Source organism: Komagataeibacter sp. FXV3, from assembly GCF_015155755.1.
In the GTDB taxonomy this organism is placed as follows: Bacteria; Pseudomonadota; Alphaproteobacteria; order Acetobacterales; family Acetobacteraceae; genus Komagataeibacter.
Genome location: NZ_VWPI01000124.1, coordinates 16,268 through 31,555 on the forward strand (window position 1 = coordinate 16,268; position 15,288 = coordinate 31,555).

The following is a 15,288-nucleotide window of genomic DNA, read 5'->3' on the forward strand; positions in this document are numbered from 1 at the left end:
ACAAAAAGGCCGCACCCGAAAGGATGCGGCCTTTTTTTATACATGCCCCGATCAGGGCGGCTTCCGGCACCCTGCGGATCATGAACAGTTCCAGGCGCAGTTTCCTACAGCCCTGCCTGTAGCCAGTCCTGTCTTTCCTGTTCCGTCAGGGGTAGGGGAAGGGCCATCCGGCGATGGCTGGACAGGACGCAGGTTTCCAGGACCGCCATCAACGCCACGGCCTGTATAGGGGGTACGGGATTATGGCCCCGGCCCATGATCGCATCGCGCAGCATGGCATAATAGATCCGCTGGTCACCGGGCGGTGCAGGTAGCGCACAGGGTGCAGCGGCACCGTCAAACACAAGCATGTCGTCAGGGTCATCGCCCCAGCCCGGATCACCGGGACGCATGCCGGCCCGAAGCTGGTTTTCCTGCTGGTCGGCCTGACGTTTCACGATCGTGCCACCTGTCCCATGCACGACAAAACGTGGACCGGCCCATGCCGACAGCAGGCTGCAATGCAGGCTGACCCGTCTTTCCCCATAGGTCAGCAGTACCTGCGCCCAGTCATCGCCGCAGGCATTGTCGCGCTGATGGGCCAGACTGGCCTGCACATGATCCGGCAGGCCAAACAGTTGCAGGGCCTGATCGGCCAGATGCGGGCCAAGGTCAAACCACAGACCACCGCCCGCTGCATCCGTTTCGCGCCAGCGGTCACGCACCTGCGGACGGAAGCGGTCCATGCGCGATTCCAGTTCGGTTACCCGTCCGACCTGCCCGGTCGCGATCAGGTTGCGGATGCCAAGGAAATCGCTGTCCCAGCGCCGGTTCTGGAAAACGGACAGGAACCGCCCCTGTTCACGGGCAACCTGTGCGACCCTGCGCGCCTGTTCCAGCGTTATGGTGAACGGCTTGTCCACCACCACATGCAACCCGGCCCGTAACGCCGTGATGGCAAGGTCGGCATGGGTCGCATTCGGCGTGGCGATAACCACCATGTCCAGATCAGGCAGGGCGAACAGGGCATCGGGGGCTGGCGTGACCGTCACCTTGGGCCAGTCATGCAGCACCGCGTCGCGTTGCCGCGAACAGACAGCGACCAGTTCAAGCCCCGGTGTAGCATTGATCAGGGGGGCGTGAAAAATACGCCCGGCAAAGCCATAGCCGACAAGGCCGACCCGTAAGGGCCAGCGTGGTGATGTGGACATGCGTCTGCCTTCCCTATGGTTTCCCATGATGCTGGAAACCAGCACATGGAGGGCAGAGTATCAAAACAGCCTGCTGATAAAAGTTTTTGGGTGCCGCCTTTTTTCAAAAAGGCGGTGTTCTTTAAAGCTTTTTGAAAAAAGCTTCACCAAAAACTTTTTTAAAATCAGTCATGTGCTTCATGGGCAGCTTTTGCTCCATGCCGCCCGTAGCATCAGAACAGCAGGATCATACCGCCCGATGCACTGTTGTCGCTTTCCTTGTAAGGGCCGTGGGCAGCCGAACTGGTATGGGCATATTCGGCCACAAGGTTCAGCCAGTCCGTCATTTTATAGTAGGCCGCACCCACTTCGGATTCATTGCGGCGGACAAGGTCGGGATTGCTTTCACCCGGGGCAAGGTAGAGGTTACTGACACCATAGCTTCCGACCAGTTTGAACTTCTTGGTGAAGTTATACATCATCTGGACATAGTAGCCTTCCGACGAACGCTTGCGTCCATTGGCGGCCACGCCGTCAAAGAACAGGCCGGTCGTGCCCAGCCCGCTGCCACGGTAGTAGTAACCCACGAACTGTGCCGGGCCATAGGTCAGCTTCGTGCCAATTTCGCCCGCTTCCGCCGTGACGCCATGCTTCTGGCCGGGAATAACGGAAACATCCGCAGTGCTTGTGCTGGTGTACGGAAATTTCGTAATGCCATCCGCCTCAAGCAATTGGGTCGTGACTGTTGTTGTCTTGCTTACCGTCAGATCCTGCTGGTGCTGGGTCAGGAAGCTGGCCCAGATGCGTGCGCTCAGGCCACCGATCTTGAAGTCGTATGTCACCTTTCCCTGGATCATGGGCGAACTGTGCTGGGTGGACCCGGCAGAATAGGCGGTACCGTTGGGATCATCACCGGAGAAATCGAATTCATCCAGCGGCTGCAGGATACCGATCGTGCCCTGGAAGCCCTTGATAGTGGGCGACTGATACGAAATCTGCGGGATCCAGTCGGCATACACGTAACCAACGCCGATACGGCCCAGCGAGGTATTGCCCGGGGCCGAGTTGCTGCCGGTGGAACCGACACTCAGCAGGGTCGCGTCATCGAGGATGGCGTCACCGCCAAAGATGCCAAGATCACGACCGATCTTGAACGTGCCCCATTTCTTGTTGCCCGCCGTCACGTAAACCTGACGAAAATCGATGCCGGCGGTGCCAAGGCCTACCGGGCTACCGCCGGTATTGGCGTTGAAGGCGCCGTTCTTGGCGTTGTCAATGCCGGGATACATGCCCATGACGGCGGCAAGGTCGATACCGTTCTGCGTGGTCGAGAGCTTGAGGATCAGGCCCGCAGGCAGCAGGCCGTTACGCAGCGCCGAGGAATCGAACCCGCTGGCCCCGGTCGAGACGCCACCGGCAACCGGCATGCCGCCCGCCGGGCTGTTATAGGTATAGAACCCGTTTATGAAACCCGACAGGTTGATGTTGATCGGACCTGCCTTGAAGGTCAGGCCTTTGCCTGGCTCATATTTCGCCATGCGAACAAACGAGTCGCCACTACCAAGGCCCATGGAATGCTGGGTCGCCAGCCATGTCGATTCAGCCGATGCCGCGCTGGCCTGCGCGTTGGCCGCCGCCTGCTGCGCCTGCGCCAGCACATAGTCGGGGTCCATGCCACCACCGCCAATATCAATCTGGCCGGGGGGCTGGACCGGATGGCCCATGGCGGTACGCACCTGACTGTGGGTGGATGTGGGAACGGCCATATGACGCTGTGCAGGCATATACTGCGTCGTGCGGCTGGCGGATGCCGCTTCGCGCACATGCTGCATGTGATGGGCCAGAAGCCCCTTGTACTCGCCCTGCGTCAGGCTGCCCTTTGCCTTCAGGATGTCGAGAAGTTCACTATAATCGTCAGCCCACGCATCTTCGGGGCAGGCAAGGGACGCGCTCCCGCTTGCCATAACAACTACCGCGCCAATACGCGCCAATTTTCCTGCCGACATAGTATTAAACTCCCTGCCAGCATTCCTGTTGTATAAAACCCTGCGGGTCAATGGCCCCCTGCAGGCGCAACAGGTGCCGTCCAGCTACATGAAATGCCTGTAATAACACAGGGACTCTTCCCCCCATGAGGGATAAAAGCAGGACATGCATTCCCGTATCCGAATGGATTCGTTGGCAAACCTTCCTTCTTTTTCATACAATGTTCAAAATATGGTCAGTAGGGAACACATGTGCGTTTCCCGACCGAAAGCGTACGATATCACAGTACGGCAGGGACAGCCGGACGGATAAAAAATCGATACCGTAACATTTTTAAAGATGCATCAAACAATCGTGTGCTTATGTTTTTTCTGACCCGTGCCCAGTAAAAACCAACACAAGTACGTTATGCGCATTCAGGAATACAGAATATATCATCACAAAGCTGTGTTTGTATTCTACTGGTTAATTATTGACTGTATCCCTTATGCCCTATCCCGCATTCAGGGTCGTGCGGGCCTGCCGCCATGCGGCTTCCAGTGCATCGATCATCGTGTCGTGGGGTGTGGTCCATTCCGGCGCATCCTGTCCCGGCATGCCCAGGCGCGCACGCCACTGCCCGGTACCGGCGGGTGAAGGCTGGCGGTCAAGGTTGAGCGTCCAGTCTGCCGGAATGCGCGCCAGGACGCGGGCCAGCCGTTTTTCCGGTGTCAGCGGTGTTGCGTAATTATGTGACATGGAATCTCCTTACGTTCGCGCAATATCGACTCTGTCCTTGACGTGGGCGGGGATAAGCCCAAAAAACGCAGGCTTTGCCCGTAGCCAAGGATATGCCTTTCGTGTCTGCCTTCCCCGGCCTTGTTCCCGATGCATCCGTTGATGGTGTCGCCCACCTGATCCAGACCGCACTGACACCGGTTTTCATGCTGTCGGGTATCGGCACATTGCTGAACATGTTCAATACACGTCTGGCCCGTGTCAGTGACCATATCGAGACGGTTCGCGACAAGCTGGAAAGTGCTGATGACAAAAACAGCACGGATTCCGTGTTGCTGTTACGCCGGTTGACGCATCTGCATTACCGCACCCTGCTGCTGGATGCGTCCATCCTGTTCGCGGGCGTGGGTGGGGCATCGGCCTGTGGTTCGGCCTTTGCGCTGTTCATGGGCAGCGTCCGTGATGCATCCATTGCGTGGTGGCTGGTGCTGATGTTCGGCAATGCGCTGGTCTGCACTGTCATCGCGCTGGCCATGTTCCTTGGTGACAGCCTTGTTGCGTGGCATGGCCTGCGGGTCACGACCTTCCTGCCGCACAAGCAGGACATGCTGAACAATATCGTTGACTGATATGGCGGTCAGGGTGCCGCAGTCTGGTTGAACGGATCGATGGCGTATTGTCCCAGCGGGATGTCATGCGTCATCATGCCATGGGCATGCAGGAACGTGGCAAAAGCGGTATAGCGGGGTACGTTCAGCAACGCTGGCTGCTTGCAGATGCGCGGCAGGGTGGCCTGCCACGCCGCCCGGTTCAGCGGCGTATCGAATTCCGGGTGGTCATGGATCGTCTGCGCCAGCATGGTGTCGGGATGGTTGATGAGGGTATTGGCCCCCTCCGCCAGCGCATCCATGAACTGGCGTATCCACGCATCATGCGCATGGTCGCGACCGGCCAGGAAGATCAGTTCATCCGACATCGGCACGCCGTGTTCCTCGGGGAAAAACGCGGAAACTTTTATACCCTTCTGCTGCAGGTCGATCAGTTCATATGTGCGCACCGCCCCGATCACGCCATCCACGGCATGGCTTATGATCGCCTGTTCCAGCTGGAAATTGACATTGACCTGATGCACGTCCCCCATTGCCAGCCCTGCCGAATGCAGCATGGCGTCCAGTGCCGCGTCATCCACACCCGGCATGGACACGCCAATGGTCCTGCCCTTCAGGTCGGCGATGGTGTGAACCCCTTCCCCCATGATCAGGACATTCAGCGGGGTATCGATCAGAGTACCCACCCGTACCAGCGGAATATTCTGGTCCGCCAGCATGCCAAGCTGCGTCTGGTAGGATACGGCAAGGTCCGCCTGCCCCGCCGCAACCAGACGTGCGGGCGATCCGGGGTCGGCCGGGGCGACCAGCTTCACATCCAGTCCGTGGCGGGCGAACGCGCCGCTGTACTGGGCAGCCAGAAGGGCGGCGTGATCGGCGTTGAGGAACCAGTCCAGCACGACCGTGACCCGCTGGCTGGCGGCATGGGCAGGCGGGGCCATTACCATGCAGGCCAGAAAACCTGCTGCCCGGAGGGCGCACATGAGGGTTCGCATGGATGATAGGCTCCCTTTCCCTGACATCCGTGATCCACGGCAGGCAGGGAACGGGTGCGTATGTCCCGGTCGGGACAGCCTCCCTTCGCTGGCATGACCCAGATCAGGTTCAACGGGTATGATCTCAGCCCACGGATCATGGGCACCCCGGTAAGGCAGGAAGAGTGTGGGCACGGCCTACATCCGTCAAGTCACGGATACAGGACCATGTCCGATGACGTATCAGGCGTCGGGCTGCTGGCGTTCACGGCGTGCGCATAGTGGCAGCAGCACAAGGAAATAACCGAAATAATACAGTGCCGCGATCCGGCCCGCGATCATCCAGCCGCCTTCGGCATGGTGGCGGCCCACCAGCCCCATCAGCACGAACGAGATGACCAGTCCCACCATGCCGATCCTGCAGGCCGGGCGAAAACGCGCCGAACGGACGGGCGAACGGTCCAGCCATGGCACCGCAAACAGGATCAGGATCGACCCCGCCGCCGCCAGCAGGCCGCCAAATTTGGACGGCACGGACTGCAGCAGGCCGTAAAAGGGCAGGAAATACCATTCTGGCTCGATATCGGCAGGCGTGTGCATGGGGTTGGCGGGGCGGTAGTTTTCCGGCTCGGACAAAAGATCGGGCCACAGGAACGCAAGGGCCACGAACACCAGCGCGAACAGCACAAGGCCCGTCAGGTCCTTGGTCGTGTAATAGGGATGAAAGGGCACGGTCTGGCGTTCGGGCACCGGCCTGCCATCGGGGTTGTTCGGCCCGCTGACATGCAGCGCCGCCACATGGAAGGCCACGACGGCCACAATGGCGAACGCCATGAGGAAGTGCAGCACGAAAAAGCGGTGGATGAAGATATCCCCCAACTGATCGCTGCCTTCCATGATGTGTTCAAGTGTTGCGCCAATGACCGGCACGGCGCCCACCGCCTTGCCGGCGACATCGGCCCCCCAGTACGACATCTGTCCCCATGGCAGTACATAGCCCGCGAATGCCGTGACCATGACCATCAGCAGCAGCCCCAGACCGGTCAGCCACAGAATTTCGCGCGGCTGCTTGTATGACCCGTAATACAGCCCCCGGAACAGGTGAATGTACAGGGCCGCCATGAACAGGCTGGCGCCGGTCATGTGCATCGCGCGCAGCATCCAGCCACCCGGCAGCTGGCGTTCGATCATCTCCACCGACATGAAGGCCCCGGCGGAGGTGGGGGTATAGTTCATGGCCAGGAAAATGCCCGTGGCCAGCATCAGCACCAGCACCGCCGTCAGGATCGCCCCGAAATTCCACAGCGCATTCAAGTTCCGGGGCATGCGGAAGTCGATATATTCCTGCCGGAAGCCGCTTACGATCGGAAGCCTGCGGTCGATCCAGGACAGGATGCCGCCAGAGCGTTCGGATGGCGCATGTGGGGGAATGTTTTCGGGGAGGCTGGACCCGCTCATTCTTGTTTCCTGAATTCAGACGAAAGAAAAATCAGGTAACGGTGTAGCAGCCACACGGACGGCAGGCACCTCATCTTTTTGAATCAGGAACGATTTCATACCATGGCGTCGCCATGCAGCGACACGTTCCGCCATGTCGCCGGAAACGCCCGCGGGCACAGACCAGAAAGGGCTGCGCCACAACAGTAATCCTGATTTTAAGGAAAAGTGGCGCACCCGAAAGGACTCGAACCTCTAACCCCCAGATTCGTAGTCTGGTGCTCTATCCAGTTGAGCTACGGGTGCGCTGTGAGGCGGCTTTTAACTGACCCTGCCGGACCCCGCAACCCCTTAATTTTCAATTATCGAAAATTTTTCATCCCTTCGTGCGCGACAGCAGCCGGCCCACGGTCCGCCGGGTCCAGATGCGGATACGTTCCATGTAAAGGTAGATGACCGGCGTGGTGTAAAGCGTGAGCAGCTGGCTCATCATAAGGCCCCCCACCACCGTAATGCCCAGCGGGCGGCGCATTTCCATGCCGTAGCCACCGTTGGTGATCAGCGGCACGGCCCCAAGGGCCGCTGCCAGCGTGGTCATGAGGATGGGACGGAAGCGCTGGATGCACGCATCGCGAATGGCATGGCGGGCATCCAGTCCCCGGTCGCGTTCGGCATGCAGCGCGAAATCCACGATCAGGATGGCGTTTTTCTTCACGATTCCCACCAGCAGGATCATCCCGATCATGGTGATCAGCGAAAACTCCTGCCCCAGCGCCCACAGCGCCAGCACCGCCCCCACCCCGGCCGAAGGCAGGGTGGACATGATGGTCAGCGGGTGGATGTAGCTTTCATACAGGATGCCCAGCGTCACATAGATCGTGACAAGGGCCGCGATGAAGATCAGCACTTCGTTGATGATGGCGGACTGGAACTGTGCTGCCTGCCCGGTAAAGCCGCCATGGATGGTCTGTGGCATATGCAGCCGGACCATGGTGTCGGCAATGGTGGCCGCCGCGTCACTCAGCGCCATGCCGGGGGCAAGGTTGAAGGAAATGGCCGCCGATACGAACCCGCCCTTGTGCGACACGGTAATGGCGGTGGGGCGTGGTTCAAGCCGCGCCACGTTTGAAAGGGGCAGCATGGTTTCGGTGCTGGATGACACGGCGGACCCGTTTGACGCACCCGTGCCGCCCGCCAGCCTGTTGGCGATTTCGTTGCGGAAGGACTGCTGGCTCAACTGCGTGCTGGTACTGGCCTGCGTGGTGGTGGCCATGCGGGCGCGGACCGTATTGGACACCGTTCCGCCACCGGGGCTGCCACCGGCGGTGGAAATGCGGAATGACTGCAGGATGTCGGGCGATGTGCGGTACTGGTCCGCCACTTCCATCACCACATGGTAGGTGGCAAGCGATGTGGAGATGTTGGAGGCAATGCGCTGGCCAAACGCGTCATACAGCGTGTTGCTGACCAGTTGTGGCGTAATCAGGTACCGCGCCGCAAGGTCGCGGATGATGTCGGCATGGATGGCAGCGCCATTGTTCATCACGTCCGTCGTGACATCGCGCAGGGCGGGGGCCGTGCGCAGCGCCGCCGTCAGGGTAGGCACCCATGTATAAAGGGCATCCGCGTCATCACTGGTCAGAAGATAGCGATAGGCGCCTTCCTTCTGCCGTCCGCCACCGCCACTTATGTCGCCAGCCGAAAACAGGGACACATCAAGCCCCGGAATGTTGGCCAGGCGTTTATGGATGCGTTCGATCATCTCATCGGGGCCATCATCGCGCTTCGTGCGGTCCACCATCTGGGCAAAGGCCTGCCCTTCGATATTGGTGTCACCGGAAAAGGCGATGACTTCCTGCGCATCCCTGTCGACGGTCATCGCGTCGCTTATGGCGCGGATCTTTTGTGTCATGGCGGGAAAGGACGTGGTCTGGTCGGCGCGGAAGAAGCTCATGACCATGGCCACGTCTTCCTTGGGCAGGATCCCCTTGGGCATGAGTACGATCACCCCGATCATGATCGCAAGGCTCAGCGGCAGGGACACGGCGGTCAGCACGTGGTGGCGCAGCGCCACATCCAGCGTGCGTTCGTAAAACCGCAGCAGGTGCTGGTACCCCGCTTCCAGCCAGTCACCCACGGCCCGCGGCCAGCGCCGCCACCACGGCGCGCCAGGGGGCAGGGGCGTGTCATGGCTGACTTCCAGCAGCAGGCTGCACATCATCGGCGTCAGGCTGAGGGCAAGCACCAGCGAGACGGTGACAGTAATGGCCAGCGTCATGGAAAATTCGAAAAAGACCTTGCCCGGCGTTCCCCCCAGCAGCAGCAGCGGCAGGAACACCGCCACCAGCGATATGGTGATCGACATGACGGTAAACCCGATTTCACGCGATCCCTTAAGCGACGCCTCCATCCGTCCCATGCCCGCTTCCATGTGGCGGGCGATGTTTTCCAGCACCACGATGGCATCATCCACCACGAATCCGGTCGCAATGGTCAGCGCCATGAGGGACAGGATATCGAGCGAGAAATGGAACAGCGACATGATCGCCAGCGTGCCTGCCAGCGAAATGGGCACCGTAATGGCCGGGATCAGCGTGGACCGTGGCGTGCGCAGGAACACCAGCACGACAGCCACCACCAGCAGCACCGATGCCAGCAGCGTCCACTTCGTATCGGCCAGTGACGCGCGGATGGTGATGGAACGGTCCATGGCCGGGGTCAGCGTCACCCCGGCCGGCAGGGCGGCACGCAATGCGGGAAGACGGGCCTTGATTTCATCGGTTACGCGAATGACGTTGGCGCCCGCCCGCGGGAGGATAATGGCCATGGCGGCCCTGCGCCCGTTCAGGAAGCCGACCTTGCGTTCGTTTTCCACCCCGTTATGCACGTAGGCCACGTCCTGCAGCCGCACGGGGCGGCTGTCACGGTAGCCGATGACAAGGTCACGGTACTGCGCCGCACTGCGGGCCTGGTCATTGGTGGCCAGGGTGTAGCGCGTGGTGTCGTTCTCGATCACGCCCTTGGGGGTATTGGCGTTGGCCGACGCCAGGGCGGAACGGATGTCCTCGAACCCCAGCCCGTATTTGAACAGCGGCCACGGATTGATTTCCACCCTGACCGCGGGCGCGGAACTGCCCATGAGTTCGACCCAGCCCACACCCTGCACCTGTGACAGCAGGGGCTGCAGGCGTGTCTTGGCGATATCATACAGTTCCGACATCGGCTGCGTGTCCGATGTCAGGGCAAGGATCATGATCGGGTTTTCGGAAGGGTTGGCCTTCCAGTATTCCGGCTGTGATTCCAGCGTTGCGGGCATGTCGGCGCGGGCCGCACGCAGGGCGGCTTCCACGTCATTGGCGGCGGAATCTATATTGGTCGAATCATCGAATGTCAGCAGGATGAAGGCGCTGTCCTGGCTGGAATCGGATTCGATCTCGCTGATACCCGCGATCTGCCCCAGCCTGCGTTCCAGCGGGGTGGTGACGGAACTGGCCATCTGCTGCGGTGATGCCCCCGGCTGGCTGGCCACGACGTAAATGACGGGTACCGCGATATCCGGCAGGTCGCCCACCGGAAGGATCCGGTAGGCAAAAAGTCCGGAAAGGACGATGGCCGCCGCCAGCAGGGTGGTCGCAACCGGGCGCAGGATGAAAATACGGCACAGGTTCACTGCCTGTTCCCCGGTTCTGGATGCATGCTATTCCTGATTGTTGCAAACGGCGGGGCTGTCTGTTTCCAGCCCGGTTTCCGCCATGGTGCCCGCCTGTCCCGCAGGCTGGCGATAATAATAGTATTCCGCGACCCGCATCGGCAGCAGGTCCATGAACCGTGATCCCGCCACCAGCCACCGCGGGAACGAAATACGCCGCCTGCCTGCCGCAACACCCGACAGGATGGCGCGCACGGCATCACCCGTCTGGGTCAGGCCGGGCATGTGGAAACTGTTCTGCGTGGTCATGGGGGTGGCGACGAAGCCACAGCATACGCTGGACATGACAATGCCCGCGCGTTTCATGTTGGCCCCTGTCGCCACCATGAAACGGTCCACAGCCGCCTTTGACGCGCAATAGGACGGCGTACCGGGGAAGGAGACAAGCCCCGCCACCGACGACATGGCGCAGATGCGCCCCCGCACCCCGTCACATGCACGGGGCTGCGCGCGCATGACATGGATGGCGGGCAGCACCGTGTTCAGCACGCCATCCATGTTGGTCGCGAACATGCGGCGGACCTGTGCATCGGGTTCATGCGGTGCTTCGTCTCCCCCCCTGGTGGAGGCGGTAATCCCCGCGCAGGCAAAGACCAGGTCCAGCGGGCCTGCGGTCGTGATCCATTCTTCCATGCCCGCCTGTTCACGGACATCCTGCACCCGTATGCGGGCATCCGCGCCGCGTGCGATGCAGTCTGTCGCCACGGCGCGCAGGTTGCCGGCATTGCGTCCACCCAGATGCAACGTACGTCCCGGTCGTGCAAGGGCAAGAGCAAGCCCGCGTCCAATTCCGGACGAGGCACCTGTAATCAGTATCGAATCCTGTTTCATATTCGCAGAATACATACACCCTGTTAGAACAGCGCTACCCCGTTTACGCATCCGGCGCGCATTTACACCGCCAAGGAGAACCGCATGACCCAGACAACCACCCCCACCCGCACACCCGCAGTCGCCCCGGTCCGGCGCCGTGGGGTATGTCTGGTCATTTCAGCGCCATCAGGGGCGGGGAAGTCAACCATTGCGAATGCGTTACGTGCGTCGGAGCCCCAACTGCTGCATTCCGTGTCCGTTACCACCCGCCAGCCCCGCCCGGGCGAAAGTGATGGAATTCATTATCATTTCCGCAGCATGGAAGAATTTACCCGCATGGCCGAAGCGGGTGAGATGCTGGAATGGGCGACAGTGTTCGGTCGTGGCTACGGCACCCCGCGCGCGCCGGTGGAGCAGGCCCTGGCGGAGGGGCGCGACATGGTGTTCGATATCGACTGGCAGGGACACCGCCAGATCCGCGCCGCCCTGCCGGGGGATGTGATCAGCCTGTTCGTCCTGCCGCCTTCGATCGCGGAACTGGAACGCAGGCTGCATGGCCGCGCATCGGATGAGGCGGACGAGATCGCACGCCGCATGCAGGCCGCGCGCGACGAAATCTCGCACTGGAATGAATTCGATCACGTCATCATCAATTCCGACCTTGACCAGGCCATAGCCGAAGCCCGTGCCGTGCTGGTGGCGGCCAGGCTGGAACGCCACCGTCAGGTGGGGCTGGCGGACCTGGTAGCCAGCTTCGGGGTCTGAAGTCACCTCCGGCGCTCAGCCATCCATCGGCCGATGCATGTGTTTCATGCGCCATGGATGATGGACAAGCCGCCGGGAATTGATATGCGGGTTAGCGCGGCATCAGCCGCGCCCCGCCCTGACCGCCCGGATTCCCATGCCCACGCGCCGTATGCCCGCCCCCGTCCTGCCATTCTGGATGATTGCCCTGCTGGGGCTGCTTACGGCCATCGGTCCGCTGGCGACCGACATGTATCTGCCCGCCTTTCCCATCATGGACGCGGAACTGGCGGGGGGACACGCAGGCGCCAGCCAGGTCACGCTGGCGGCATGGTTCGCGGGACTGGCGGTAGGACAGTTCAGCCTTGGCCCGATTTCCGACCGGCTGGGCCGCAGGCTGCCGCTGCTGGGGGGGCTGGTGCTGTTTACGGTGGGATCGGCCGGATGCGCCATGGCCACGGGCTTCGACCTGTTCTGCCTGTGCCGTTTCGTCTCGGCGCTGGGTGGGGCGGCGTGCGCGGTCCTGCCGCGCGCCATCGTGCGCGACGTGGCGACAGGAGCCGTAGGCGCGCGCATCATGTCGCAGCTCATGCTGGTGTTCGGGGTCATGCCCATCCTTGCACCCTCACTGGGCAGCCTGGTGCTGATGATGGGGCACTGGCGATGGATTTTCCTGATCGCGGTCATTTATGGCGTGCTGGGACTGCTGACGGTGCTGGCGACCATGCCCGACACCATGCCGGTGGAAAAACGCATCGCCTTTTCGCTGACCGGCACGATCACCCGTTACGCCGGTCTGGTGCGTGAACCGGTGTTCATGTCCAGCGCGCTGATCAACAGTTTTTCCTCGTTCGTCATGTTCGCCTACATCACCTCCGCGCCCGTGGTGTTTGAACACCTGCTTGGGTTCACACCCACCCAGTTCGGGGTATTTTTCGGCATGAATGCGGGGATATTCATTGCCTGCGCGCAGCTGAACGGCAGTCTGGTCCACCGGATCGACCTGTCACGGCTGCTGGATGGCGGCATCGCGTGCAGCGTGGTGGCGGCGGTAGCCTGCCTGGTGCTGTCGCTTGCGGGCATTGCCGGTCCCGCGCATCCTGTCCTGGTATGCGTGCTGATCAGCTGCATTACCGGCTGTCTGGGGTTTGTGGGACCAAACGCCACGGTGCTGGCCTTTACCCATCATGGCCACCAGGCGGGCAGTGCGTCGGCGTTGATGGGCACCATCCAGTTTTCCCTTGCGGCGGGCAGCGGTTTCATCCTCGGGCATGTGCCCTTCCATTCCCCCGCGCCGCTGGCGGTGGTGGTCATGGGGGGCGTGGGCTGCATGGTGGCGTGCAACATGTGGCGCCATGCCTGCAACCGGCGGGTGGATGCATCCCACGTGCCCTGATCGTGCAGCACGCACGACAGGGGGTACGCGCTTTCGCTTTGACGTGGGGGACATGCCGCGCTACGGCAGGAACATGTCTGCTGAACCTGTTGTCCGGCATGGCGATCACCCACATGCGCGGGAGGCGTTGTGAACGGCATTCTCGATTTCATTGCCGGGCTGGGCAGGGCCGTTCTGGATATCGTCCGCATGGCGGGGCGGGTGGCGCTGTTTGCCGCCGTTGCCCTGTCGCATATGGTCCGCCCCCCTTTCTACTGGCGCACGCTGTGGGGCACGCTGGTGGAAATCGGCTATTTTTCCCTGCCGGTCGTGGCGCTGACCGCACTGTTTTCGGGCGGCGTGATCGCACTCCAGTCCTATACCGGTTTTGCCCAGTACCATGCCCAGAACGCCATTGCCGGGATTGTCATCCTGGCGGTCACGCGTGAACTGGGGCCGGTGCTGGCGGGACTGATGGTGGCAGGCCGGGTCGGGGCCGCCATGTCGGCCGAAATCGGCACCATGCGCGTGACCGACCAGATCGACGCGCTGTCCACCCTGTCCACCAACCCCATCAAGTACCTGGTCACGCCACGGCTGGTGGCGGGCACGCTGGCGCTGCCGTTCCTTGTGCTGGTGGCTGACATACTGGGTGTACTGGGCGGGTTTACCGTGTGCGTGATGAAGCTGGATTTTTCGGCTTCCGCCTATATCACGGCCACGATTGCCTCGCTCAAGGTCATGGACGTGACGGTGGGGCTGGTGAAGGCGGCCATATTCGGGTTCCTGATCGCGCTCATGGGCTGCTACCATGGCTATCACAGCCGTGGCGGGGCCGAAGGCGTGGGGGCGGCCACCACGGCCGCCGTGGTCGCGGCCTCGATCCTGCTGCTGACGTTTGATTACCTTCTGACGGATGTGTTCTTTTCCCAATGAGTGACGCAACCCCCAAGATCCGCATTCGCGGCCTGAAAAAGGCATTCGGTCCCAAGGTGGTGCTGGATGGGGTGGACCTTGATGTTATGGGTGGCACGTCATTCGTGGTCATTGGTGGTTCGGGCACCGGCAAGTCGGTGCTGCTGCGCTGCATCCTGGGCCTGATTACGCCTGACGCCGGGTCCATCGAGATTGATGGCGTCGATGTCACCACCCTTTCGCCCCGGCAGCGCGAACCCTACATGGCGCGGATCGGCATGCTGTTCCAGAACGGCGCGCTGTTTGACAGCCTGAGCGTGTGGGAAAACGTGACCTTCGGCCTTGTTGCCGCCGCCCGCGCGGGCCATGGGCCGCGCATTACCCGCGCACAGGCCCGCATGCGCGCGGGCGCCCTGCTGGAACAGGTGGGCATGGACCCTGCCGTGGGCGCGCTGTCGCCATCCGAACTGTCGGGCGGCATGCAGAAACGTGTGGGGCTGGCACGCGCCATTGCGGCCCGCCCTGAAATCCTGTTCTTTGATGAACCGACAACCGGGCTTGATCCCATCATGGGCGCGGTGATTGACGGGCTGATTGCCGATTGCGTGCGCAAGCTGGGATCGACCGCCATCGCCATTACGCATGACATGGCGTCCGCCCAGCGGATCGGGGACCGGGTGGGCATGCTGTATGAAGGCAGGCTGATCTGGCAGGGAGCGCCATCAACGTTGTTCAGCAGTGGCAACCCGGTGGTGGACCAGTTTACCCATGGCCGCCGCGAGGGGCCGATCAAGGTAGACGTTCGTAACTAATTGATAAAAAACATAAAAGTTTTTGGGTG

The 15,288-nt window shown here is 61.5% G+C and carries 12 protein-coding genes, 1 tRNA gene and 1 riboswitch; of the genes, 5 read left to right on the forward strand and 8 right to left on the reverse strand.

The window, feature by feature from the left end; all coding sequences use genetic code 11:
* Nucleotides 1-104: 104 nt before the first annotated feature.
* The 3 genes from F1542_RS11020 to F1542_RS11030 all read right to left on the reverse strand — a co-directional run bounded on the left by F1542_RS11020 (nt 105) and on the right by F1542_RS11030 (nt 3,893).
* The gene (locus F1542_RS11020; protein WP_193733076.1) at nt 105-1,190 is read right to left on the reverse strand and encodes an oxidoreductase; all 1,086 of its coding nucleotides are present in this window, start codon (nt 1,188-1,190) and stop codon (nt 105-107) included.
* A gap of 212 nt (nt 1,191-1,402) precedes the next feature.
* Nucleotides 1,403-3,175, reverse strand: coding sequence for a porin (locus tag F1542_RS11025; RefSeq protein WP_193733077.1), 1,773 nt, complete (start codon nt 3,173-3,175; stop codon nt 1,403-1,405).
* Between the two features lie 472 nt (nt 3,176-3,647).
* Nucleotides 3,648-3,893, reverse strand: a complete 246-nt coding sequence (locus tag F1542_RS11030) for a hypothetical protein (RefSeq protein WP_193733078.1) — start codon at nt 3,891-3,893, stop codon at nt 3,648-3,650.
* A 92-nt stretch (nt 3,894-3,985) separates the two neighbouring features.
* On the opposite strand from F1542_RS11030, the gene F1542_RS11035 reads away from it, so the two are divergent.
* The gene (locus F1542_RS11035; protein WP_193733079.1) at nt 3,986-4,501 is read left to right on the forward strand and encodes a DUF2721 domain-containing protein; all 516 of its coding nucleotides are present in this window, start codon (nt 3,986-3,988) and stop codon (nt 4,499-4,501) included.
* A gap of 8 nt (nt 4,502-4,509) precedes the next feature.
* On the opposite strand, the gene F1542_RS11040 is transcribed toward F1542_RS11035, so the two are convergent.
* The 5 genes from F1542_RS11040 to F1542_RS11060 form a co-directional block, all read right to left on the reverse strand.
* A complete protein-coding gene (locus tag F1542_RS11040; protein WP_193733157.1) occupies nt 4,510-5,463 on the reverse strand; it encodes an ABC transporter substrate-binding protein in 954 nt (317 codons plus the stop codon).
* Nucleotides 5,464-5,538: 75 nt separating this feature from the next.
* Nucleotides 5,539-5,635: riboswitch (TPP riboswitch) on the reverse strand.
* Nucleotides 5,636-5,697: 62 nt separating this feature from the next.
* Nucleotides 5,698-6,912, reverse strand: coding sequence for a cytochrome b N-terminal domain-containing protein (locus F1542_RS11045; RefSeq protein WP_193733080.1), 1,215 nt, complete (start codon nt 6,910-6,912; stop codon nt 5,698-5,700).
* A 208-nt stretch (nt 6,913-7,120) separates the two neighbouring features.
* Nucleotides 7,121-7,197: transfer RNA gene (locus F1542_RS11050), tRNA-Arg, on the reverse strand.
* A gap of 70 nt (nt 7,198-7,267) precedes the next feature.
* The gene (locus F1542_RS11055) at nt 7,268-10,561 is read right to left on the reverse strand and encodes an efflux RND transporter permease subunit (RefSeq protein WP_193733081.1); all 3,294 of its coding nucleotides are present in this window, start codon (nt 10,559-10,561) and stop codon (nt 7,268-7,270) included.
* Nucleotides 10,562-10,588: 27 nt separating this feature from the next.
* Nucleotides 10,589-11,431, reverse strand: a complete 843-nt coding sequence (locus F1542_RS11060) for an SDR family oxidoreductase (RefSeq protein ID WP_193733082.1) — start codon at nt 11,429-11,431, stop codon at nt 10,589-10,591.
* Between the two features lie 84 nt (nt 11,432-11,515).
* On the opposite strand from F1542_RS11060, the gene gmk reads away from it, so the two are divergent.
* The 4 genes from gmk to F1542_RS11080 all read left to right on the forward strand — a co-directional run bounded on the left by gmk (nt 11,516) and on the right by F1542_RS11080 (nt 15,259).
* The gene (gmk, locus tag F1542_RS11065) at nt 11,516-12,178 is read left to right on the forward strand and encodes a guanylate kinase (protein ID WP_193733083.1); all 663 of its coding nucleotides are present in this window, start codon (nt 11,516-11,518) and stop codon (nt 12,176-12,178) included.
* 136 nt (nt 12,179-12,314) lie between these two features.
* Nucleotides 12,315-13,553 (forward strand): multidrug effflux MFS transporter, encoded by a 1,239-nt coding sequence (locus tag F1542_RS11070; RefSeq protein ID WP_193733084.1) that lies wholly within the window; start codon nt 12,315-12,317, stop codon nt 13,551-13,553.
* 129 nt (nt 13,554-13,682) lie between these two features.
* Nucleotides 13,683-14,468, forward strand: a complete 786-nt coding sequence (locus F1542_RS11075; RefSeq protein ID WP_193733085.1) for an ABC transporter permease — start codon at nt 13,683-13,685, stop codon at nt 14,466-14,468.
* Nucleotides 14,465-15,259 carry an ABC transporter ATP-binding protein gene (locus tag F1542_RS11080; protein ID WP_193733086.1) on the forward strand — a complete coding sequence of 265 codons (795 nt, stop codon included), beginning with the start codon at nt 14,465-14,467 and terminating at the stop codon, nt 15,257-15,259. The genes F1542_RS11075 and F1542_RS11080 overlap by 4 nt, the downstream gene beginning before the upstream one ends.
* Nucleotides 15,260-15,288 lie beyond the last annotated feature (29 nt).